Raw genomic sequence first — 21859 nt, 5'->3', positions numbered from 1 at the left:
GCCTTTTTCCCTGTAGACTAAGCGCTTCGCTGCATACCAACGCCTGCATTGCAGGCGTTGTGCCTTATGGAATCCGGAATGAATCTATTAAAATCGCTGGCAGCAGTCAGCTCTATGACGATGTTTTCTCGCGTGCTGGGTTTTGCGCGCGACGCTATTGTGGCAAGGGTTTTTGGTGCGGGTATGGCAACCGACGCCTTCTTTGTAGCGTTTAAACTGCCAAATTTGTTGCGGCGTATCTTTGCTGAAGGGGCATTTTCTCAGGCATTTGTTCCCATTCTTGCTGAGTACAAAAGTAAGCAGGGCGAGGATGCGACGCAGGTGTTTGTGGCGTACGTCTCTGGTTTGCTGACACTGGCGCTGGCGCTGGTGACTGTTGCCGGGATGCTGGCGGCACCGTGGGTGATTCTGGTCACTGCTCCGGGTTTTGCCGATACAGCGGATAAATTCAATCTCACCTCACAGCTACTGCGCATTACCTTTCCTTATATTCTGCTGATCTCGCTGGCATCACTGGCGGGGGCGATCCTCAATACCTGGAATCGTTTCTCGGTGCCGGCATTTGCGCCGACATTTCTCAATATCAGCATGATTGGCTTTGCGCTATTTGCCGCGCCGTACTTCCATCCGCCAGTGCTGGCGCTGGCATGGGCGGTGACGGTGGGAGGCGTGCTGCAACTGGTTTATCAACTGCCACATCTGAAGAAGATCGGCATGCTGGTATTACCGCGCGTAAGTTTTCACGATGCCGGAGCCATTCGCGTCGTGAAACAGATGGGACCAGCCATTCTGGGTGTCTCGGTCAGCCAGATTTCTTTAATTATCAATACGATTTTCGCCTCGTTCCTGGTCTCTGGTTCGGTATCGTGGATGTATTATGCTGACCGATTGATGGAGTTTCCGTCTGGTGTGCTGGGTGTGGCGCTGGGAACGATTTTGCTGCCTTCACTGTCGAAAAGTTTTGCCAGCGGCAATCACGACGAGTACTGCCGCTTGATGGACTGGGGGCTGCGTCTGTGCTTCCTGCTGGCGCTACCGAGCGCAGTGGCGTTGGGTATTCTGGCGAAACCGTTGACAGTCTCACTGTTTCAGTATGGTAAATTCACCGCCTTTGACGCGCTGATGACACAGCGGGCATTAATTGCTTATTCCGTTGGCTTAATGGGCCTGATTGTTGTGAAGGTGCTGGCGCCGGGCTTTTATTCGCGGCAGAACATTAAAACGCCAGTGAAGATTGCTATTATCACGCTGCTGATGACGCAGTTGATGAACCTTGCTTTTATTGGTCCGCTGAAACACGCCGGGCTGTCACTGTCGATCGGTCTGGCGGCCTGCCTTAATGCCGGTCTGCTTTACTGGCAGTTACGTAAACAAGGTATTTTCACGCCGCAGCCAGGCTGGAAAAGCTTTCTGCTGCGTCTGGTGATTGCTGTGTTGGTGATGGCGGCTGCGTTGGCAGGAGTACTCTATGTCATGCCGGAATGGTCGCAGGGTACGATGCCATATCGCTTGCTGCGTTTGATGGCGGTCGTAGGGGTAGGCGCGGCAGCTTACTTCGCCACGCTGGCGCTGCTGGGTTTTAAGCTGAAAGAGTTTGCTCGCCGGACGGCATAAACAATTTTGCCAGGGGGAAACCCTGGCAAAAAAAATGTTTGTCGATTAAATCGAGATTTTTTTGCCACCACGGTGAGCGGAAGCGGTTTGTCCGTTGGCACCGTACAACGTCGGTTCCTGATGAGGTTTCAGTACATCCAGCGCCTGCTGATTACGCTCAATTTGCCCTTCCAGCAGCCATCCATTGTGCTGGTTAAGGTTGCGCAAATGCTGTGTCTTTTGCGTAATAATTTGCCAGCGATCGGCAACATCGTCGTTAGCGCTGTGCTGTGCTTTCTGCGCCGAACGACGCTGTTGCTCCAGGTAATCCAGCGTTGCGAGCAAGGAACTTTTTTCTTCCGTAATACGCTGTAACGTACTGCCATTCACATGGCCTACGGAAAGTTGCTTTTGCTCAGCATCCATCACGTCTTTCAGATCGTTCAGGATAACTGTCATTTGATCAAGGATATCTGACAGTCGATTCATTCTGTTATTTACTCTGTAAGTAACTCTGCGCTTCGTTAATCAGGGCATCGGCAATCTTGCCGGTATCCATTTTCAGTTCGCCATTACGAATCGCGGTTTTCAGTTGCTCAACGCGTTCCATATTGATGTCATTCGCGCTGGCCTGCATCAGTTTCGCCTGCGCGCCGCTGATAGTGACGCTGGTGCTGTTCGCCGTCGCGGCTTTTTCCAGCCGTGCTTTCTGCGCCTGGGCGTCGTTGGTTTCACGCTGTTGAACAGTGCTAACCGGCTTCAGAGGCGATGTACGATCAATGCTCATAGTGTTGTCCTCATCGAGGTGTCCCGGCGTTTCGGGCCTGATATCTTTAGTCGTTGCTTAATTATCGGCAGGCAACATAAATTCTTTAAAAAGATTATAGGTTAATCAGAATATTCCCATCAGTGTTCACCGTACCGCTGACAACCTGGCCTGAAGACATACGCACGCGGGCATTTTGCGCCACGGCGGCATTGTCCAGCGCTTGTCCTTCGCCGTTCACACTAAAGCCATCTCCCGATGCCACAACCTGTACCCGCTGCCCGGCTTTTATCCGCCATGCCTGACGCAGCATCGAGAGCTGAATCGGCTGCCCGGGAACGAGATCGCGCAGGCTGATCGCATCCTGCGCCTGATTAATATCCAGCATCGTGCGCGGCGGCAATTGATCGAGGCGGCCGCGTTTTAATGTCACGCTGCCGGGTTGCAGTGTACTACCACGCGCAACAGATTGTGCCGCCACCACATAATTACCTGTCGCCTGCACGGTAACCTGCAAAAAGCGCTTAGCCCCCGCGCAGTTTGCGACAACGTTTACGTTTCCCCACAGCCTGGCGCCACCGACTACGCTCAGTGCAGGCTGATCGCAGGCGGGCAACATGTTCTGCGGGGTACGTATATTTACCACTACCTCATCACTAAAGCCAGCAAGGCGCTGAGCAAAAAATGACGTGAGCTGAGCTTGCAGCTCACCCGCCTGTGTCAGCGGACTCAAAAACAGTAAGGTCGCGGCTAAACCGCTTTTAAACGTGTTCATCGCAGACTCCTGCCTGTTGATGGGATGCAGAGATTTTAACTGCCTGGCAAATCTATCAACGCAATAAATAGCGACGCATTTTGCCCTTATTCCGGCGATAAGTTTGCCTGAGGGGATTTAAGCTGTTGGCTAAATAATTGTCATCAGTGGGGGAGCTATGCTCGATAAACTTGATGCCGCTCTGCGTTTTCAACAAGAAGCGCTGAACCTGAGCGCCCAGCGCCAGGAGATTCTGGCGGCAAACATTGCCAATGCCGATACCCCAGGGTTTCAGGCGCGTGATATTGATTTCTCCAGCGAATTAAAAAAAGTCATGGAGCGCGGGCGTGCTGAAAACAGCGGTGTTGCGTTGACGCTGACATCTTCCCGCCATATTCCGGCGCAAACCCTCTCCGCGCCGTCCGCCGATCTGCTGTACCGCATTCCTGATCAGCCTTCACTCGACGGTAACACCGTGGATATGGATCGCGAACGTACGCAATTCGCTGACAACAGCGTGAAATACCAGACCGGCCTGACCGTGCTGGGCGGACAGATCAAAAATATGATGAGCGTTCTGCAACAGGGGAACTAAGTAAATGGCATTACTGAATATCTTTGATGTCGCCGGTTCTGCGCTCACCGCGCAATCAAAACGCCTGAACGTCGCCGCCAGTAACCTGGCGAATGCCGATAGCGTAACCGGGCCAGACGGACAACCATACCGCGCTAAACAGGTTGTCTTCCAGGTTGACGCTGCACCAGGTCAGGCGACCGGCGGCGTGAAAGTTTCAGATGTAGTCGAAAGTCAGGCACCGGACAAACTGGTCTATGAACCAGGCAATCCGCTGGCTGATGCCAATGGCTACGTCAAAATGCCGAACGTTGATGTGGTCGGTGAGATGGTGAATACCATGTCCGCTTCACGCAGCTACCAGGCAAACGTCGAAGTGCTTAACACCGTTAAGAGCATGATGCTCAAAACACTCACCCTTGGCCAGTAAAGGAGACACGCATGTCTATCGCCGTGAACGTGAATGACACCACTGCTAACAGTAGTGTCTCATCGACTAAAGGTACGACTACAGGTACGACCACAACAGGCACTAATAGCGCTTCTGACCTACAGAGTAGTTTCCTGACGCTGCTGGTCGCGCAACTGAAAAACCAGGACCCGACCAACCCGCTGCAAAACAATGAGCTGACGTCGCAACTGGCGCAAATCAGTACCCTCAGCGGGATTGAAAAACTAAACACCACGCTGGGTTCGATTTCCGGGCAGATTGATAATAGCCAGTCATTGCAGGCATCTAACCTGATTGGTCACGGCGTAATGATCCCTGGTCAGACGGTGCTGGTAGGCAGCGGAACCTCTACACCGTTTGGTGTTGAACTGACGCAGGCCGCCGACAAAGTCACCGCAACCGTCACGAGTAAAGACGGCACCGTGGTGCGCACGATTGACGTTGGTGCGCTGTCTGCTGGCGTTCATACCTTTAGCTGGGATGGCAAGCTGACAGATGGGACGACAGCGCCGGATGGATCTTACAAAGTCTCCATCTCCGCCAGCACCGGCTCAACGCAGTTGGTCGCACAACCGCTGCAATTTGCCATGGTACAGGGCGTCACGCTCAACTCCAGCGGCAACGCTTTAGATTTGGGTACCTACGGTACAACCACACTCGACGAAGTACGGCAGATTATCTAAGCCTTAACACTTATCAGGAGTAAGTCATGGCCTTTTCACAAGCGGTCAGCGGCCTGAATGCTGCGGCCACCAACCTCGATGTCATTGGTAACAACATCGCCAACTCCGCCACATATGGCTTTAAATCCGGGACTGCGTCTTTTGCCGATATGTTTGCCGGTTCTAAAGTCGGTCTGGGTGTTAAGGTGGCCGGGATTACCCAGGACTTTAACGACGGTACAACTACCAGCACCGGTCGCGGTCTTGATGTCGCACTGAGCGGCAACGGTTTCTTCCGTATGGTCGACAGTAACGGTTCTGTTTATTACAGCCGTAATGGCCAGCTTAGCCTGGACCAAAACCGCAATCTGGTTAACCTGCAAGGCATGCAAGTCACCGGTTATCCGGCAACGGGTACACCGCCAACGGTACAGACCGGTGCGAACCCAACGGCCATTACTATTCCGAACACCCTGATGGCGGCGAAAACCACCACCACGGCAACGATGCAGATCAACCTGAACTCTACGGATGCTACTCCGACAGTTACCCCCTTTGATCCGACTAACGCCGATACCTACAACAAAAAAGGCTCTGTTACCGTTTACGACAGCCAGGGTAACGCGCATGACATGAACGTCTACTTCGTGAAAAGTGCTACGGCGAACACCTGGAGTGTTTACACGCAGGACAGTAGCGTAAGTGGCAGCGCTGCGACGTTGGCAAGCACAATGGTGTTTGACGCCAATGGCGCTCTGACCAGTGGCACCACGGCGAACATCACCACCGGTACCGTTAACGGCGCAACCCCGGCGACATTCTCCCTGAGCTTCCTGAACTCCATGCAGCAAAACACCGGTTCTAACAATATCGTTGCGACCACCCAGAATGGCTACAAACCGGGTGATCTGGTGAGCTATCAGATTAACGATGATGGTACCGTTGTAGGTAACTACTCCAACGAACAGACTCAGTTGCTGGGTCAGATTGTGCTGGCAAACTTCGCCAACAACGAAGGTCTTAAGTCCGAAGGCAATAACGTCTGGTCTGCCACGGCTTCTTCCGGTGTGGCGCTGCTCGGTACGGCAAACACAGGTAACTTTGGTAGCCTGACCAGCGGAGCGCTGGAAGCTTCAAACGTAGATCTGAGTAAAGAACTGGTGAATATGATCGTCGCGCAGCGTAACTATCAGTCGAACGCGCAGACTATCAAAACCCAGGACCAGATCCTTAACACGCTGGTTAACCTGCGTTAATCGTCTGACGGGATGGCTTAATGGATCACGCAATATATACCGCGATGGGCGCTGCCAGCCAGACGCTGAATCAGCAGGCTGTCACGGCCAGCAACCTCGCGAATGCGTCTACTCCGGGTTTCCGTGCACAGCTTAATGCGCTGCGTGCAGTGCCGGTAGAAGGGCTTTCGCTACCTACCCGTACGTTGGTGATCGCGTCAACACCTGGCGCCGATATGACGCCAGGCCAACTGGATTACACTTCGCGTCCGCTGGACGTGGCGTTGCAGCAGGACGGCTGGCTGGCAGTACAGACGGCGAACGGTTCTGAAGGATATACCCGCAACGGTAACATCCAGGTGAGTTCGACTGGCCAGTTGACGATCCAGGGTAATCCAGTGATGGGTGATGCCGGGCCGTTAACCGTTCCTGAAGGCTCGCAAATAACGATTGCGGCTGATGGTACGATCTCCTCGCTGAACCCGGGCGATCCGGCCAATACCGTTGCTCCGGTTGGCAAACTGAAACTGGTGAAGGCCAACCCGCAAGAAGTGCAGCGTGGTGATGACGGTATTTTCCGTCTGACCCAGGCCGCACAAGCGACGCGTGGCGCGACGTTGCAGGACGATCCGAGCGTACGAGTCATGTCCGGGGTGCTGGAAGGCAGTAACGTTAAACCGGTGGCAGCTATGACCGATATGATCGCCAGCGCGCGTCGTTTCGAGATGCAAATGAAGGTTATCTCCAGCGTCGATGATAACGCGCAACGTGCCAACCAGTTGCTGTCAATGGGCTAATAAACAGGACTACATATGATCAGTTCATTATGGATCGCAAAAACCGGCCTTGACGCCCAGCAAACCAATATGGATGTCATCGCCAACAACCTGGCGAACGTCAGTACCAATGGTTTTAAGCGTCAGCGTGCGGTATTTGAAGATTTACTGTACCAGACGATTCGTCAGCCTGGTGCGCAGTCTTCCGCGCAAACTACACTGCCCTCTGGCTTGCAGATTGGTACCGGCGTGCGTCCGGTTGCCACTGAACGTTTGCACAGCCAGGGCAACTTGTCTCAGACCAACAACAGTAAAGATGTGGCGATTAAAGGGCAGGGCTTCTTTGAGGTGGCACTGCCGGATGGAACTTCCGCCTATACGCGCGACGGTTCCTTCCAGGTCGACCAGAATGGTCAGTTGGTAACGGCTGGCGGTTATCAGGTTCAACCTGCTATCACCATCCCGGCAAACGCACTGAGCATCACAATCGCCAGCGATGGTGTGGTGAGTGTGACCCAGCAGGGGACGGCTGCGCCAGTTCAGGTTGGCCAGTTAAACCTGACCACCTTTATGAATGACACCGGTCTGGAAAGCATCGGTGAAAACCTCTACACCGAAACGCAGGCCTCCGGCGCACCAAACGCCACTACACCTGGGTTGAACGGTGCTGGTTTGCTGTATCAGGGGTATGTGGAAACCTCAAACGTAAACGTGGCAGAAGAACTGGTGAATATGATCCAGGTTCAGCGCGCTTACGAAATTAATAGTAAGGCAGTATCGACCACCGATCAGATGCTGCAGAAACTGACGCAACTCTAAGGCGTTTTCCGGCGCGGTAAGCGCCGCGCCGGAACCCTGATTTTGAAGATGAATGCAATGCAAAAATACGCCGCGCGCAGCTACCCGATTATGGCTTTAGTAGCATTAACCCTGACAGGATGTGCCTGGGTTCCGTCTACACCGTTAGTGCAGGGGGCGACCACTGCCCAGCCCATTCCGGGTCCGGTGCCGATGGTGAATGGCTCGATTTATCAGACTGCGCAACCAATTAACTATGGCTATCAGCCGCTGTTTGAAGATCGTCGTCCGCGCAACGTTGGTGACACGCTGACTATCGTGCTGCAAGAGAACGTGAGCGCCAGCAAAAGCTCGTCAGCGAATGCCAGCCGCGATGGCAAATCCAGCTTTGGCATGGATACCACGCCGCGCTATCTCGAAGGGCTGTTCGGTAACTCTCGCGCCGATCTGAGTTCTTCCGGTAGCAATACCTTTAACGGCAAAGGCGGCGCAAATGCCAGTAACACATTTAGCGGCACGCTGACCGTCACGGTCGATCAAGTGCTGATCAACGGCAATTTACATGTAGTGGGTGAAAAACAGATCGCCATTAACCAGGGCACAGAGTTCATCCGCTTTTCCGGTGTCGTAAACCCGCGCACCATCAGCGGCAGCAACACGGTTCCGTCCACTCAGGTGGCGGACGCGCGTATCGAGTATGTGGGCAATGGCTACATCAACGAAGCGCAGAATATGGGCTGGCTGCAACGTTTCTTCCTCAACTTATCGCCGATGTAACCGGGGTGAATTATGTTTAAATATCTGGCAATGGCGTTGGTACTGGTGGCATCTGTTGCCCAGGCCGATCGCATCCGGGACCTCACCAGCGTACAGGGCGTACGAGAAAACTCCTTGATTGGCTATGGCCTGGTCGTTGGCCTTGATGGCACAGGCGACCAGACCACGCAGACCCCCTTTACCACGCAGACACTGAATAACATGTTGTCGCAAATGGGGATTACGGTGCCGACCGGCACCAATATGCAACTGAAAAACGTCGCGGCCGTTATGGTCACGGCACAGTTCCCGGCGTTCGCCCGCCAGGGGCAAACCATCGATGTGGTGGTCTCCTCAATGGGTAACGCTAAAAGTCTGCGCGGCGGTACGCTGCTGATGACACCGCTGAAAGGGGTCGACAGCCAGGTGTATGCGCTGGCGCAGGGGAATATTTTGGTTGGTGGCGCAGGTGCGTCAGCAGGTGGCAGTAGTGTTCAGGTGAACCAGCTTAATGGCGGACGTATTACCAACGGCGCGGTGATCGAGCGTGAGTTGCCGACGCAGTTCGGTGCGGGGAATACCATCAACCTGCAACTGAACCAGGAAGATTTCTCTATGGCGCAGCAGATTGCCGACACCATTAACCGCAGCCGTGGTTATGGTAGCGCAACAGCGCTTGATGCCCGTACCGTACAAATCCGCGTTTCCACTGGCGGCAGTTCGCAGGTACGTCTGCTGGCCGATATTCAGAACCTTGAAGTTGGCGCTACCCAGCAGGATGCGAAAGTGATCATCAACTCTCGCACCGGCTCAGTGGTGATGAATCGTGAAGTATCTCTGGATAACTGTGCCGTCGCGCAGGGGAACCTCTCTGTGACGGTCAACCAGCAGGCGAATGTCAGCCAGCCGAATACACCGTTTGGCGGTGGTCAGACAGTGGTGACGCCGCAGACGCAGATCGATTTGCGCCAGAGCGGTGGCTCGCTGCAAAGCGTTCGCTCCAGCGCCAACCTCAATAGTGTCGTGCGCGCACTTAACGCGCTGGGTGCTTCGCCGATGGAACTGATGTCTATCCTGCAGGCCATGCAAAGTGCAGGTTGCTTGCGCGCGAAACTGGAGATCATCTAATGCTGACGGACAGCCGGTTGTTGTCGAGCGCGGCCTGGGACGCGCAATCACTGAACGAACTGAAAACCGAGACCAGACAGGATCCAAAGGCCAATTTGCGCCCCGTTGCCCGTCAGGTTGAGGGTATGTTCGTGCAGATGATGCTGAAAAGCATGCGTGAAACGTTGCCGAAAGACGGCATTTTCAGCAGTGACTCAACCCGGCTGTACACCAGCATGTATGACCAACAAATTGCCCAGCAGATGACGGCCGGTAAAGGTCTGGGGCTGGCGGATATGATGGTCAAACAGATGGCTGCTCAGCAGGGAGCCGCTGAGCCTGCTGAACAAGCATCACAGCAAGTACCGATGAAGTTCCCGCTGGAAACGGTCACTACCTATCAGAACCAGGCGCTGACGCAACTGGTACGTAAAGCGATGCCAAAAGCGCCGGAAAGCAGTGATGAACCGCTTTCCGGCGACAGCAAAGACTTCCTGGCGCAATTATCGCTTCCTGCCCGTCTGGCGAGTGAGCAGAGTGGGATTCCGCATCACCTGATCCTGGCGCAGGCGGCGCTGGAATCTGGCTGGGGCCAGCGGCAGATCCCGCGTGAAAACGGCCAGCCGAGCTTTAATATTTTTGGCGTTAAAGCCACGCCAGGCTGGAAGGGGCCGACCACGGAAGTCACCACCACCGAATATGAAAACGGTGAAGCGGTGAAAGTGAAAGCCAAATTCCGCGTTTACAGCTCATACCTTGAGGCGCTCTCCGACTATGTCGGTATGCTGACGCGCAACAAACGCTACGCGGCGGTCACCACTGCCGCAACGCCAGAACAGGGCGCGCAGGCGCTGCAAAATGCTGGTTATGCCACCGATCCTAACTATGCTCGCAAACTGACATCCATGATTCAGCAGTTGAAATCGATGGGTGAAAAAGTCAGCAAAGCGTATAGCACGGACACCCAAAATCTGTTCTGAAAAGTCTCAAGTTTCGCCCTGGGTTGCCGATAATCGTCAACAGGACTCATGACTGAATGTATATAAGGAACCTCCATGTCCAGTTTGATTAATAGCGCCATGAGTGGGCTCAGCGCAGCCCAGGCGGCGCTTAATACTGCCAGTAATAACATTTCCAGTTATAACGTGGCGGGCTACACTCGCCAGACGACGGTGCTTTCAGCGGCGAAAAGTACGCTGGGTGCAGGCGGCTATATTGGTAATGGCGTTAACGTTACTGGCGTTCAGCGTGAGTATGATGCCTTTATCACCAATCAGTTGCGCGCGGCGCAAAACCAGAGTAGCGGGCTGACGACGCGTTATGAGCAGATGTCGAAAATCGACGATGTGTTGTCAAGCACCACCAATTCACTGGCGACCAGCATGCAGGATTTCTTCTCCAGCCTGCAAACGCTGGTCAGCAACGCTGAAGATCCGGCGTCACGTCAGGCGCTGTTGGGCAAAGCCGACAGCATGGTTAACCAGTTCAAGGTGGCTGACCAGTATCTGCGTGACCAGGACAAACAGATTAACCTGTCTATCTCATCAAGCGTTGATCAGATCAACAACTACACTAAGCAGATTGCCTCGCTGAACGACCAGATTTCCCGCCTTACCGGCGTTGGCGCTGGCGCGTCGCCGAATGACTTGCTCGATCAGCGCGACCAACTGGTTAGCGAACTGAATAAGATCGTGGGTGTGGACGTTAACGTGCAGGATGGTAATACCTACAACCTGACCATGGCGAACGGCTATACGCTGGTGCAGGGTAGTACCTCTCGCCAGCTGGCGGCGGTCTCTTCGAGCGCTGATCCGTCGCGTACCACCGTGGCGTATGTTGATAACACCGCTGGCAATATCGAAATTCCGGAAAAACTGATCACTACTGGCTCGCTGGGTGGCCTGTTGGCATTCCGTTCGCAGGATCTGGATCAGACGCGTAACACACTGGGTCAACTGGCGCTGTCATTTGCCGATTCATTTAACCAGCAGCACACGCAGGGTTATGACGCGAACGGTGCACAGGGTACTGATTTCTTTACCATTGGTTCCCCAACAACGCTGAACAACTCGAAAAATACCGGTGGAGCTACGTTGACGGCAGCCGTGAGCGACAGCTCTGCGGTACAGGCGACCGATTACAAAGTGGTTTACGATGGCACAAACTGGAATGTCACCCGCTTGTCCAACAATACCTCGTTTACGGTTACGCCGGACGCGACTGACGGTACGCTGAACTTTGATGGTCTGAAAATTACCGTCGGCGGCGCGACCGGGCCGGCCACCAATGACAGTTTTACCGTTAAACCGGTGAGCAATGCTGTCGTTAATATGAGCGTGGCAGTGACGGACGAGTCGAAGATCGCCATGGCGCAAAACGCCAATGACGGTGCGAGCGATAACCGTAACGGTCAGGCGATGCTGGATCTGCAAAAGGCGACGAAAGTCGGCGGCAACAAAACGTTCAACGATGCGTATGCCACGCTGGTCAGCGATGTAGGTAACAAAACGTCTACGCTGAAAACCAGCAGTACTACGCAGAGCAACGTGGTGACACAGCTCAGCAACCAGCAGCAGTCTATCTCCGGGGTTAACCTCGATGAAGAGTACGGTAACCTGCAACGTTATCAGCAATATTATCTGGCTAACGCCCAGGTTCTGCAGACCGCAAGCACGCTGTTTAATGCGCTGCTGGGAATTCGCTAAGTAAGGGGTGAATGATGCGTATCAGCACGCAAATGATGTATGAACAAAACATGCGCGGCGTCACCAATGCGCAGAGTAAATGGCTGTCTTATGGTGAGCAAATGTCTACCGGGCAGCGTGTGAACCGTCCTTCTGACGATCCGATCGCTGCTTCGCAGGCCGTGGTGATCTCTCAGGCGCAGGCGCAGAACACCCAGTACGCGACGGCGCGTACTTTTGCCGAGCAAAAAGTGTCACTGGAAGAGAGCGTGTTGCAGCAGGTAACAACCGCAGTTCAGGGCGCGCAGTCTACCATTGTTGAGGCTGGTAGCGGTTCGCTCAGCGACGATGACCGCGCGTCACTTGCCAGCAAACTGCAAGGCTATCGTGATCAGTTGTTGAACCTCGCGAACAGCACTGATGGTAACGGGCGCTATATTTTCGGCGGCTATAAAACCGAAACGGCACCGTATGATTCTACCGGTACTTACAGCGGCGGCGCGCAAAACATCACCCAACAGGTTGATGCTTCCCGTAGCATGGTAATTGCCCATACCGGGGATGAGATTTTTAACCACATCACCAGTAACGCTACGCCTGAACCGACGGATCCGGCAACGGGTGCGCCAGGTACCTCGGAAACTAATCTGTTTAAAATGCTGGATACGGCCATCGCCGCCCTGAATACGCCAGTTTCTGGCAATGATACGGCCAAAGCTACCGCGCAGGCTGCGGTTGACAAAACCAGCCGTGGTTTGACGAACTCTTTGAATAACGTGCTGACGGTACGCGCGCAGTTGGGTACGCAGTTGAATGAGCTGGACAGTCTTGATTCGTTGGGTAATGACCGTTCGCTGGGGCTGACACAGCAGAAAAGCGATCTGGTGGATGTGGACTGGAACTCGGTGATTTCGTCTTACACCATGCAACAAGCCGCATTGCAGGCTTCTTACAAAGCATTCTCCGATATGCAGGGAATGTCGTTGTTCCAGGTTAACAAGTAATAGTTTCATTTTGAGCATGTCTTGAAACTGGGACATGTTCCGTATGCCCGCTCTGTTACCGGAGCGGGCCTTTTTTTGCCTTATGCCTTCTGTGTCGCTTGCTGTATGCGACGGGCATCGACCAGGCGAATGACCAACGCGATAAAGCCAGAGAGCGTTGCCAGCACTACCACTCCCTGCCATGAGGCGATGGAATAGAGTTTACTGCCCAGTGCAGACCCCACCGCCATACCGATAAACACGCCTGTAAACAGTAACGCATTCAGGCGGCCACGCGCTTGCGGCTCCAGACCGTACACCAAATTCTGGTGCGCCACGAGGCTGGATTGCAGACCGAGATCGAAACCGACCGCAGAGATCGCAATCAGGACAAGCTGAGCGTGTGACGGCAGCACCGGCAGTAAAAACATCAGGGTAAAGGAGAGTGTCACCAGCCCGGCACCAAGCTGCGTTACTTTTTCAGCGCCGACTTTGTCTGCCAGACCACCAGCCAGCGGCGCGGCCAGCGCACCGGCAGCCCCCGCAATACCGAATGCACCGGCAACGGCGCTGCCCAACTGATATTTTTCCAGCAGCATCACCGCAAGCGTAGACCAGAAAGCGCTAAAAGCGATGGACAAGAAACCCTGGGCGAACGCTGCACGACGCAGTGCCGGATAACGTTGCCACAGGTGTGCCATCGATTTCATCAATGCCGGGTAGCTCAGCGTCGAGTGGGTGGCAAATCGCGGCAGCACGGACCACATCAGCACGCCAATCAGGGCAATACTGACGGCAGCGAGTTGATACATTACCCGCCAGCCAAATGCTGCACCGACGAAGCCGCTAACCGTACGTGAGAGCAGAATGCCGAGCAGTAGGCCGGTCATCACTGTGCCGACCATTTTCCCCTGCTTACCCGCTGGTGCCAGAATGGCTGCCGCCGGGACAATATCCTGTGCCATTGTTGCCGCCATCCCCAGCATCAGGCTGACGAGCAACAGAGAGGGAAGGTTGTTGGTCAAGCTACAGGCCAGTAGCAGAATTGCCAGTGCCACGCTTTTTATCAGGATGAGGCGGCGACGGTCATGGCGATCGCCCAGCGGCAGTAAAAACAAAATCCCCAGCGCATAACCGGCCTGAGTCAGCGTGGGAACTAACCCCATGCCGTTAACGGTCAGATGCAGATCGCTGCCCATTAGCGGCAGCAGCGGTTGTGAATAGTAAATAGACGCAACGCTAAATCCCGCACCCAGCGCCAGCGCTAAAATGACCCAGCCAACAGCATCTGTCGAAAGAGAATGACGGTTCATACTGTGTTTCCCCGATATGTTTTTATGAATTCGTAGACGTGCTACGCAGTGAGGGCATTCTTATCTAATACTCTATGGCACGGTAGCTAGCTGAGTGGTAAAACGGTTATACGTGAAACGTATAGGCAATATAAATATGAAGCGCCAGGAACGTATAGACAGAGTGGATTTGATGCGGACATTTATCCGCATCGTGGAAGCCGGTTCGCTGTCGGCGGCGGCGCGTCAACTGGTGACGACGCAGGCTACGGTCAGCCGCCGTTTGCAATCGCTGGAAACTCTGCTCGGTGTGAAGCTACTGCTGCGCACCACCCATGCGATGAAACTGACCGATGATGGTGAACGCTGCTATCAACATGCAAAACGTGTGGCGGATGCCTGGGTAGCTCTGGAGGATGAACTGAGCCAGTCCGATGATGAACCGGTCGGTATTTTACGTGTGCGTGCGCCGCATGCTTTTGGTCAGGAGCAGTTGCTTGGGCCGCTCACCGAATTTCTGGAGCGACACCCGCAGCTTTCTGTCGAGTGGATGCTGAACGATAAAACGGTCGATTTTCTTAGCGTGAACATCGATTGCGCTATTCGTGTTGGCGCAGAAGTGGATCCGGCAACGGTGTCAGTGTTGTTGGCAGAGGTACCCCGCAGCCTGGTGGCTTCTCCGGCCTTGCTGGCGCGTTTTCCGGCAATTGAGACCCCGCAACAGCTCTCAGCGTTGCCGTGGATAGCGCTGAACACTTTTTATCAGCATGAAATTCATCTGACGCATCAGCAAACCGGTGAAGCGGAGCAGGTGCCAATCTCACCAAGATTGTTTACCGACAGCCTGTACGCTGCGCGGAATACGGCGATTAGTGGTCTTGGGCTGGCGGTTATCTCCAGTTGGGTGGTGGAAGAGGAGATACGCAACGGAAAACTGGTCTCCCTGTTGCCGGAATGGCAGGCGGCACCGCTGCCGGTGCATCTGGTGTATCCGTGGGCGCGGTACTATCCGGCGCGATTACGAAAATTTTTGCAACTGATGCGTGAAGTGATGCCGGGTCTGGGAGGTATGCGCCAGCCCGCGCGGCAGGCATAAAAAGCCGACCCTGAGGTCGGCTTTTTGGCTGTCTGACGATTAGTCAACAGATGGTGGCTTCGTTGCCGGTGCGGTGGCGGTGTGGGTGGCGCTGTGACCGCCCGCAGAGCCTTTACCTTCGAAATTAAAGTCCGGACGTACCCAGTCACTGTGACGCGGCGCTTCCGGCACATAGGCCGGTGCTGGCGCTTTGGTCATCGGCGCAGTGGCTACTTTACGGGCGACGACGTGTACCACCGTCTCTTTAACCGGTTCAACAATCGGTTCTGCAACCGGAACCGGGGCTTGTTCATGAACAGCCGGAGCGGTTTCAACGATTGGCGCTTCCTGCGCTGGTGCGGCTTCTTGCGTAACCTCTTCGGCGACGACACGATCTTCTTCGGCAATCAGTTGTGGCTGTTCATCAACCGGCGCGGCGATAACCTCCGGATGGGTGGTTCCTACCTCAACGGTTTCAGGCTCAGCGACAGGCTGTTGCGGTTCCACTGTTGCGACTGGCTCTGTCACTTCCGTTTCAGCGGCTGGCGCTACAGCTTCTGCTGCGGGTTGTTGCTCAACCAGTTCGGTCTGTTGAGCGCTAACCAGTGCGGCTTCAGCTACCATTGGTGCAACATCCTGCTCAACGGCAACCTTCTCTTCTGCTGCGATCTCTTTCGCCTGCTCTTCCTGAGAGCGCACAACTGGATAGCGAATCCATACCTTACCAGAGGCCATTTCAGGCGAAGCACATGCGACGGTCAGTGGCATGGCTGACTGCAACGGATAACGCTCGTCACGGTAGCGACGACGGCGCTGGCCGCTGACGCGCAGATGACGCGGAGAACGACGAGAACGACGAGGCATTGCATTTTCGCGCGTTTCTGCATTGCTATCCTGATCCGGGCTGGTTTCCACAACGGCCGGCAGCTCGACTTTTGCCACTTCAGTACTCTGAGCAATCGCCTCTTCGACAGCATGCTCAGATTGCGCACCTTCAATGCGAACTTTTTGACTCAGTTGACGCTGTTTACGACGCGGCATCACCTGTACGCTCTCTTCCTGTTCAGTTTCCTGTTCAGGCTGATTGGCACGGTTCAGTTCTTTAACATCCTGCTGTGCCTGGCGTTTGTCATCATTACGGCGACGGTTGCGTTCACGGCGTGGTTGTTGTTCATCACGCTGTTTGGTTTTTTCCGTCTCTTCGACCGCTACTGGTTCACGCACTTCGCGAGTTTCCGCGTTCTGCTGTGATTTCTCGCGGCGATTACGGCGGTTCTCTTCACGACCTTCGCGGTTTTCGCGATTCTCACGACCTTCGCGCGCCTCATTTCCTTCAGCGCGGCCATCACGGCGGTCGTTACGATCACGGCGGTTGTTCTGGCGGGGTTTGCGACGATCCTGCTGGCGATCTTGTTTCGCCGGTTTTTCCTCTTCTTTGGCTTCGACGGTTGCCGGTGCTTCTTCACCCGCAAACAGGCCTTTCAGTGCCGAGAAGAAACGGCTGAACAGTCCAGGTGTGACAGGCCGCTCAGCGGCGGCAGGCTCAGCTTTAGCCGAAGGTGTAACAGCAGGTGCTTGCGGCACAGGAGGAACATCCGGCATGACGAATGTTGCCAGCGCAGGCTGCTCAGGCAGTTTACGCTCGGCATACTCTTCTTCCGATGGCAGCGCCATCGCTTCTTCGTGCAGCTTCGGCAGCAGATAGCTCAGGGTTGGCGTCTCTTCCCCTTTACGCACGCGCAGTACGGAGTAGTGAGGCGTATCCATTTGGTCGTTCGGTACGATCACGCAGCGTACGCCGCCCTGGCGTGCTTCGATAGCGCTAACCGCAGCACGCTTTTCGTTCAGTAGATAAGAGGCAACCTGGACTGGCACAATCGCGTGTACTTCCTGGGTGTTCTCTTTCAGAGCTTCTTCTTCGATCAGGCGCAGAATCGACAGCGCCAGCGATTCGTTATCACGAATGGTACCAGTGCCGCTACAACGTGGGCAGACGTGATGGCTGGATTCGCCCAGTGACGGACTCAGTCGCTGACGAGACATCTCCAGCAAGCCAAAGCGGGAAATATGGCTGATCTGAATACGGGCACGGTCCTGACGTACAGCTTCGCGCAGGCGGTTCTCAACAGCACGCTGATGGCGAACCGGCGTCATATCAATGAAGTCAATAACAATCAGGCCGCCGAGATCGCGCAGGCGCAGCTGGCGGGCGATCTCATCGGCTGCTTCCAGGTTGGTGTTGAAGGCCGTTTCTTCAATATCGCCACCGCGGGTTGCGCGCGCGGAGTTGATATCGATAGCCGTCAGTGCTTCCGTGGAATCGATAACAATAGAACCGCCGGACGGCAGACGCACTTCACGCTGAAAAGCGGATTCAATTTGCGACTCAATCTGATAGTGGCTGAACAGCGGGATTTCACCGGTGTACAGTTTGATTTTGCTGCTGAAATCCGGACGACCCAGCGCGGAAATGTGCTGGCGGGCCAGCTCAAGTACTTTAGGGTTGTCGATGAGGATTTCGCCAATGTCCTGGCGCAGGTAATCACGGAAGGCGCGAACGATAACGTTGCTTTCCTGATGGATCAGGAACGGCGCAGGACGGCTTTCAGCGGCTTTTTGGATAGCTTCCCAGTGTTTCAGACGGAAACTCAGATCCCATTGCAGCGCTTCAGCGGATTTACCCACACCAGCTGTGCGTACAATCAGCCCCATGCCATCCGGCAGTTCGAGGCTGGAGAGGGCTTCCTTTAATTCAGTACGGTCGTCGCCTTCAATGCGACGAGAGATGCCGCCTGCGCGCGGGTTATTTGGCATTAACACCAGATAACTGCCCGCAAGGCTAATAAACGTGGTCAGCGCGGCACCTTTGTTGCCACGCTCTTCTTTATCAATCTGGACGATGACTTCCTGGCCTTCACGCAACACGTCTTTGATATTCGGACGACCATGAGCGTTGTAATTGGCAGGGAAGTATTCGCGCGCGATTTCTTTGAGAGGGAGAAAACCGTGTCGTTCAGCACCGTAATCAACGAAGGCGGCTTCAAGACTCGGCTCAATGCGGGTGATTTTACCTTTATAGATGTTCGCTTTTTTCTGCTCGTGCCCCGGACTTTCAATATCCAGATCATACAGGCGCTGCCCATCCACAAGGGCGACACGCAACTCTTCTTGCTGAGTTGCGTTGATTAACATTCTTTTCATCGTAACTTACTCATTATTCTTACATTGACGACTAAGCTGCGGGCAAGATAACGCCTTTCCGGGGAGAACCGATGGCCTCGAGACTATTCACGTCGCCAACCTCACGGTTGTCGCTCGCTTAAGAGGCGCAGTGTGTCGGTTGCCTGTATTTTCTGTGGAAAACACAGCGCAATTATCAGGGGAACAGCCTGGGAAAAACTCTCCAGGGAAGATTCCATCTACCGGTAAGGACTGCAACCCGCAGCCCGCTAACTGCCTGAAAGTTCAATACGTCTTACGCCATTGCTGCGTGTATGATCGGACAGGCAAAACTGGTCATTCCGCTTATTTTGCTTGTTTCAACAAGATTCAACACGGAAAACCGCAACATTATTCCCTGCGAGCCTTCTTATAGCAAGCTGACTTTTACCATTTATCACCCGGTTACTCACAGTTTTTTCACCTCTGTACGGAGATTGGTTTAATAACCACCGCATCAGAAGAATCTTACGTCAGTAGTAAGGTGCAAATGTAAATATAAGCATAGAAAAATGAGTGGCGCTAATCATCATGGCTATTTAGAATCGCCTCCCATGAAAACTGAGACACCATCCGTAAAATTTGTTGCTATTTCCGCTGACGAAGCGGGGCAACGCATCGACAACTTTTTACGCACTCAATTAAAAGGGGTGCCGAAAAGCATGATCTACCGCATTCTGCGTAAAGGCGAAGTGCGGGTGAATAAAAAACGCATCAAACCGGAATATAAACTGGAAGCCGGTGACGAAGTACGCATCCCGCCGGTGCGCGTTGCTGAACGCGAAGAAGAGTCCGTTTCACCACATTTGCAGAAAGTAGCGGCATTAAGCGACGTTATTTTGTACGAAGACGATCATATTCTCGTCCTCAACAAACCGTCCGGGACAGCGGTACATGGCGGCAGCGGCCTGAGTTTTGGCGTAATTGAAGGTCTGCGCGCGCTGCGTCCGGAAGCCCGGTTTCTCGAACTCGTTCATCGCCTTGATCGTGATACTTCCGGCGTTCTGTTGGTGGCCAAAAAACGTTCGGCGCTGCGTTCTCTTCATGAGCAACTGCGCGGCAAAGAGATGCAGAAAGATTATCTCGCGCTGGTTCGCGGACAGTGGCAGTCACATGTCAAAGTGGTGCAGGCACCGTTGCTGAAAAATATTCTGCAAAGTGGTGAACGCATTGTGCGCGTCAACAGCGAAGGCAAACCATCGGAAACACGGTTTAAAGTGGAAGAGCGTTACGAGTTTGCGACGCTGGTGCGTTGTAGCCCGGTAACCGGTCGTACGCACCAGATCCGCGTACATACGCAGCATGCGGGTCATCCGATTGCTTTTGACGATCGGTATGGCGATCGTGAGTTTGACAAGCAACTGGCAGCGACCGGTTTGTCACGTCTGTTTCTGCATGCGGCGGCACTGAAATTTACCCATCCAAATAGCGGTGAGACGTTGCGTATTGAAGCACCGCTCGATGATGAACTGAAACACTGTTTGCAGGTGCTACGTAGCGCCAAATAAGCGTTTCCCCCGGTGTGCGGGGGAAAGCAACAATTTATGGTTTTAGCTACTTATCCAGCCAGAGAACGCCCAGTATTGAAATAGTCACAGGCCAGTGCTTGCTGCAACTCATAGACTATTGGTTCGCTATCGCTAAAGCATTAACTTAACAAGGGGTTACACTGTTCACGGCGGAGCATTTGACACAGCGCGATCAGCGGCAAACCAACCAGTGTGTTGGGATCGCGGCCTTCAAGACGCTCAAACAGCGCAATGCCTAAACCTTCGCTTTTGAAGCTACCGGCGCAGTTTAGCGGATGCTCTTTACGGATATAGTCATCGATTTCCTGCTCGCTCAAATGACGAAAATGGACGTCAAAAGGCTCACATTCAGTCTGCAAATGACCGGTGGCCGAGTTATATAGCGCAAGGCCAGTATAAAAGGTGACAATATTTCCGCGAGCTTTCATCAGTTGCTGGCGGGCATTTTCTTCCGTATGCGGCTTGCCGGTTATTTCACCGTCCAGTACGCACACTTGATCGGAACCAATAATCAGATGTTGAGGATATTTGTCCGCCAGCGATTGTGCCTTTTCCTGCGCCAGACGCAGCACCAGATGACGTGGTGCTTCATCTGTGTGTGGGGTTTCATCAGCCTGTGGCGCGGCGCATTCAAACGCTAAGCCAAGCTTTTCCAAAAGTGCGCGGCGATATGGAGAGGTTGATGCGAGAATAATTTGCGACATATTTTTTTCACCAAATATGGCTTAACAATGAGAGGCATTTTAAACTGTAGGCCGCAATGTGTGCGAATTATTGGCGAAAGGCAACCGTAGGCTGCCTTTTTCTTTGACTATATGACGTTACAAAGTTAATATGCGCGCCCTATGCAAAAGGTAAAATTACCCCTGACTCTTGATCCGGTTCGTACGGCTCAAAAACGCCTCGATTACGAGGGTATCTATACCCCCGAACAGGTTGAGCGCGTCGCCGAATCTGTAGTCAGCGTAGACAGTGATGTGGAGTGCTCCATGTCGTTCGCTATCGATAACCAGCGTCTGGCGGTTCTGACCGGCGATGCAAAGGTAACGGTATCGCTCGAATGCCAGCGCTGCGGGAAACCGTTCACCCATCAGGTCTACACAACGTATTGTTTTAGTCCTGTGCGTTCAGACGAACAGGCTGAAGCACTGCCGGAAGCGTATGAGCCGATTGAGGTTAACGAATTCGGCGAAATCGATCTGCTGGCGCTGGTTGAGGATGAAATCATTCTCTCCTTGCCTGTAGTTCCGGTGCATGATTCTGAACACTGTGAAGTGTCCGAGGCGGACATGGTCTTTGGAGAATTGCCTGATGAAGCGCAAAAACCAAACCCATTTGCCGTATTAGCCAGCTTAAAGCGTAAGTAATTGAGGAGTAAGGTCCATGGCCGTACAACAGAATAAACCAACCCGTTCCAAACGTGGCATGCGTCGTTCCCATGACGCGCTGACCGCAGTCACCAGCCTGTCTGTAGACAAAACTTCTGGTGAAACCCACCTGCGTCACCACATCACCGCCGACGGTTTCTACCGCGGTCGCAAGGTTATCACTAAGTAATCACGCGCAAGCGTGATTAAGCTTAGTGAGGCTTTCCCCGCGAAAGCG

At 53.9% G+C, this 21859-nt stretch carries 22 protein-coding genes; 16 read left to right on the top strand and 6 right to left on the bottom strand.

Translation table 11 applies throughout. The features are described 5' to 3' along the window. Positions 1–78 precede the first annotated feature (78 nt). Complete coding sequence (gene murJ, locus GA0061070_RS17325; RefSeq protein ID WP_090137271.1) at positions 79–1614, top strand: murein biosynthesis integral membrane protein MurJ; 1536 nt, start codon at positions 79–81, stop codon at positions 1612–1614. Between the two features lie 45 nt (positions 1615–1659). Here the strand turns inward: murJ and flgN are convergent, their stop codons facing one another. The 3 genes from flgN to flgA all read right to left on the bottom strand — a co-directional run bounded on the left by flgN (position 1660) and on the right by flgA (position 3134). After that, positions 1660–2082, bottom strand: coding sequence for a flagella biosynthesis chaperone FlgN (flgN, locus tag GA0061070_RS17320; RefSeq protein WP_090137270.1), 423 nt, complete (start codon positions 2080–2082; stop codon positions 1660–1662). A gap of 4 nt (positions 2083–2086) precedes the next feature. Continuing rightward, complete coding sequence (gene flgM, locus GA0061070_RS17315) at positions 2087–2380, bottom strand: flagellar biosynthesis anti-sigma factor FlgM (RefSeq protein ID WP_090137269.1); 294 nt, start codon at positions 2378–2380, stop codon at positions 2087–2089. Positions 2381–2474: 94 nt separating this feature from the next. Further along, on the bottom strand, positions 2475–3134 hold the full coding sequence (flgA, locus tag GA0061070_RS17310) for a flagellar basal body P-ring formation chaperone FlgA (protein WP_090137268.1): 660 nt from the start codon (positions 3132–3134) through the stop codon (positions 2475–2477). Between the two features lie 157 nt (positions 3135–3291). Between flgA and flgB the strand changes: the two genes are divergently transcribed. From flgB to flgL, 11 genes are all read left to right on the top strand, one after another. Next, positions 3292–3708 carry a flagellar basal body rod protein FlgB gene (gene flgB, locus GA0061070_RS17305; protein ID WP_090137267.1) on the top strand — a complete coding sequence of 139 codons (417 nt, stop codon included), beginning with the start codon at positions 3292–3294 and terminating at the stop codon, positions 3706–3708. Between the two features lie 4 nt (positions 3709–3712). Next, entirely contained in the window at positions 3713–4117 is a 405-nt protein-coding gene (gene flgC, locus GA0061070_RS17300) for a flagellar basal body rod protein FlgC (protein ID WP_090119613.1), read from the top strand. Positions 4118–4128: 11 nt separating this feature from the next. Beyond that, positions 4129–4821 (top strand): flagellar hook assembly protein FlgD, encoded by a 693-nt coding sequence (gene flgD, locus GA0061070_RS17295; protein ID WP_090137266.1) that lies wholly within the window; start codon positions 4129–4131, stop codon positions 4819–4821. 26 nt (positions 4822–4847) lie between these two features. Continuing rightward, positions 4848–6056 (top strand): flagellar hook protein FlgE, encoded by a 1209-nt coding sequence (gene flgE, locus GA0061070_RS17290; protein WP_090137265.1) that lies wholly within the window; start codon positions 4848–4850, stop codon positions 6054–6056. 20 nt (positions 6057–6076) lie between these two features. Further along, complete coding sequence (locus GA0061070_RS17285; RefSeq protein WP_090137264.1) at positions 6077–6832, top strand: flagellar basal body rod protein FlgF; 756 nt, start codon at positions 6077–6079, stop codon at positions 6830–6832. Between the two features lie 15 nt (positions 6833–6847). Continuing rightward, positions 6848–7630 carry a flagellar basal-body rod protein FlgG gene (gene flgG, locus GA0061070_RS17280; RefSeq protein ID WP_043953894.1) on the top strand — a complete coding sequence of 261 codons (783 nt, stop codon included), beginning with the start codon at positions 6848–6850 and terminating at the stop codon, positions 7628–7630. A gap of 57 nt (positions 7631–7687) precedes the next feature. Further along, positions 7688–8386, top strand: coding sequence for a flagellar basal body L-ring protein FlgH (gene flgH / locus GA0061070_RS17275; protein ID WP_090137285.1), 699 nt, complete (start codon positions 7688–7690; stop codon positions 8384–8386). Positions 8387–8398: 12 nt separating this feature from the next. After that, positions 8399–9493: a flagellar basal body P-ring protein FlgI gene (locus GA0061070_RS17270; RefSeq protein WP_090137263.1), complete on the top strand. Its 1095-nt coding sequence runs from the start codon at positions 8399–8401 to the stop codon at positions 9491–9493. After that, the gene (flgJ, locus tag GA0061070_RS17265) at positions 9493–10452 is read left to right on the top strand and encodes a flagellar assembly peptidoglycan hydrolase FlgJ (RefSeq protein WP_090137262.1); all 960 of its coding nucleotides are present in this window, start codon (positions 9493–9495) and stop codon (positions 10450–10452) included. The genes GA0061070_RS17270 and flgJ overlap by 1 nt, the downstream gene beginning before the upstream one ends. Positions 10453–10527: 75 nt before the next feature. Continuing rightward, the gene (flgK, locus tag GA0061070_RS17260) at positions 10528–12177 is read left to right on the top strand and encodes a flagellar hook-associated protein FlgK (protein ID WP_090137261.1); all 1650 of its coding nucleotides are present in this window, start codon (positions 10528–10530) and stop codon (positions 12175–12177) included. A 14-nt stretch (positions 12178–12191) separates the two neighbouring features. Then, positions 12192–13160, top strand: coding sequence for a flagellar hook-associated protein FlgL (gene flgL / locus GA0061070_RS17255; protein WP_090137260.1), 969 nt, complete (start codon positions 12192–12194; stop codon positions 13158–13160). Positions 13161–13240: 80 nt separating this feature from the next. Here flgL and GA0061070_RS17250 read toward each other — a convergent pair whose 3' ends face one another. After that, on the bottom strand, positions 13241–14452 hold the full coding sequence (locus GA0061070_RS17250; protein ID WP_090137259.1) for an MFS transporter: 1212 nt from the start codon (positions 14450–14452) through the stop codon (positions 13241–13243). A gap of 136 nt (positions 14453–14588) precedes the next feature. Between GA0061070_RS17250 and GA0061070_RS17245 the strand changes: the two genes are divergently transcribed. Continuing rightward, positions 14589–15527, top strand: a complete 939-nt coding sequence (locus GA0061070_RS17245) for a LysR family transcriptional regulator (protein ID WP_167353589.1) — start codon at positions 14589–14591, stop codon at positions 15525–15527. Between the two features lie 39 nt (positions 15528–15566). On the opposite strand, the gene rne is transcribed toward GA0061070_RS17245, so the two are convergent. Beyond that, positions 15567–18707 (bottom strand): ribonuclease E, encoded by a 3141-nt coding sequence (rne, locus tag GA0061070_RS17240; RefSeq protein WP_090137257.1) that lies wholly within the window; start codon positions 18705–18707, stop codon positions 15567–15569. Positions 18708–19279: 572 nt separating this feature from the next. Between rne and rluC the strand changes: the two genes are divergently transcribed. Then, positions 19280–20233, top strand: a complete 954-nt coding sequence (gene rluC, locus GA0061070_RS17230; protein ID WP_090137255.1) for a 23S rRNA pseudouridine(955/2504/2580) synthase RluC — start codon at positions 19280–19282, stop codon at positions 20231–20233. 140 nt (positions 20234–20373) lie between these two features. On the opposite strand, the gene GA0061070_RS17225 is transcribed toward rluC, so the two are convergent. Further along, positions 20374–20958, bottom strand: a complete 585-nt coding sequence (locus tag GA0061070_RS17225) for a Maf family protein (protein ID WP_090137254.1) — start codon at positions 20956–20958, stop codon at positions 20374–20376. A 141-nt stretch (positions 20959–21099) separates the two neighbouring features. Here GA0061070_RS17225 and yceD point away from each other — a divergent pair, with 141 nt between their 5' ends. Both yceD and rpmF read left to right on the top strand, forming a co-directional pair. Beyond that, positions 21100–21621 carry a 23S rRNA accumulation protein YceD gene (gene yceD, locus GA0061070_RS17220; RefSeq protein ID WP_043953882.1) on the top strand — a complete coding sequence of 174 codons (522 nt, stop codon included), beginning with the start codon at positions 21100–21102 and terminating at the stop codon, positions 21619–21621. Between the two features lie 16 nt (positions 21622–21637). Beyond that, positions 21638–21811 (top strand): 50S ribosomal protein L32, encoded by a 174-nt coding sequence (gene rpmF, locus GA0061070_RS17215; protein ID WP_007374494.1) that lies wholly within the window; start codon positions 21638–21640, stop codon positions 21809–21811. Positions 21812–21859: the final 48 nt, after the last annotated feature.

It is taken from the genome of Kosakonia oryziphila (genome assembly GCF_900094795.1).
In the GTDB taxonomy this organism is placed as follows: domain Bacteria; phylum Pseudomonadota; class Gammaproteobacteria; order Enterobacterales; family Enterobacteriaceae; genus Kosakonia; species Kosakonia oryziphila.
The sequence above is the reverse complement of the archived record's forward strand: the minus strand, read 5'-3'. Positions and strand labels throughout refer to the sequence as shown.

Coding starts and splice junctions, on each gene's coding strand:
- rluC (WP_090137255.1), top strand. CDS start 19,280: ATGAAAACTGAGACACCATCCGTAAAATTTGTTGCTATTTCCGCTGAC.
- flgE (WP_090137265.1), top strand. CDS start 4,848: ATGGCCTTTTCACAAGCGGTCAGCGGCCTGAATGCTGCGGCCACCAAC.
- flgH (WP_090137285.1), top strand. CDS start 7,688: ATGCAAAAATACGCCGCGCGCAGCTACCCGATTATGGCTTTAGTAGCA.
- murJ (WP_090137271.1), top strand. CDS start 79: ATGAATCTATTAAAATCGCTGGCAGCAGTCAGCTCTATGACGATGTTT.
- flgM (WP_090137269.1), bottom strand. CDS start 2,380: ATGAGCATTGATCGTACATCGCCTCTGAAGCCGGTTAGCACTGTTCAA.
- yceD (WP_043953882.1), top strand. CDS start 21,100: ATGCAAAAGGTAAAATTACCCCTGACTCTTGATCCGGTTCGTACGGCT.
- rne (WP_090137257.1), bottom strand. CDS start 18,707: ATGAAAAGAATGTTAATCAACGCAACTCAGCAAGAAGAGTTGCGTGTC.
- flgA (WP_090137268.1), bottom strand. CDS start 3,134: ATGAACACGTTTAAAAGCGGTTTAGCCGCGACCTTACTGTTTTTGAGT.
- flgN (WP_090137270.1), bottom strand. CDS start 2,082: ATGAATCGACTGTCAGATATCCTTGATCAAATGACAGTTATCCTGAAC.
- GA0061070_RS17245 (WP_167353589.1), top strand. CDS start 14,589: ATGAAGCGCCAGGAACGTATAGACAGAGTGGATTTGATGCGGACATTT.
- flgD (WP_090137266.1), top strand. CDS start 4,129: ATGTCTATCGCCGTGAACGTGAATGACACCACTGCTAACAGTAGTGTC.
- flgJ (WP_090137262.1), top strand. CDS start 9,493: ATGCTGACGGACAGCCGGTTGTTGTCGAGCGCGGCCTGGGACGCGCAA.
- flgK (WP_090137261.1), top strand. CDS start 10,528: ATGTCCAGTTTGATTAATAGCGCCATGAGTGGGCTCAGCGCAGCCCAG.
- flgG (WP_043953894.1), top strand. CDS start 6,848: ATGATCAGTTCATTATGGATCGCAAAAACCGGCCTTGACGCCCAGCAA.
- GA0061070_RS17225 (WP_090137254.1), bottom strand. CDS start 20,958: ATGTCGCAAATTATTCTCGCATCAACCTCTCCATATCGCCGCGCACTT.
- rpmF (WP_007374494.1), top strand. CDS start 21,638: ATGGCCGTACAACAGAATAAACCAACCCGTTCCAAACGTGGCATGCGT.
- GA0061070_RS17270 (WP_090137263.1), top strand. CDS start 8,399: ATGTTTAAATATCTGGCAATGGCGTTGGTACTGGTGGCATCTGTTGCC.
- GA0061070_RS17285 (WP_090137264.1), top strand. CDS start 6,077: ATGGATCACGCAATATATACCGCGATGGGCGCTGCCAGCCAGACGCTG.
- GA0061070_RS17250 (WP_090137259.1), bottom strand. CDS start 14,452: ATGAACCGTCATTCTCTTTCGACAGATGCTGTTGGCTGGGTCATTTTA.
- flgL (WP_090137260.1), top strand. CDS start 12,192: ATGCGTATCAGCACGCAAATGATGTATGAACAAAACATGCGCGGCGTC.
- flgC (WP_090119613.1), top strand. CDS start 3,713: ATGGCATTACTGAATATCTTTGATGTCGCCGGTTCTGCGCTCACCGCG.
- flgB (WP_090137267.1), top strand. CDS start 3,292: ATGCTCGATAAACTTGATGCCGCTCTGCGTTTTCAACAAGAAGCGCTG.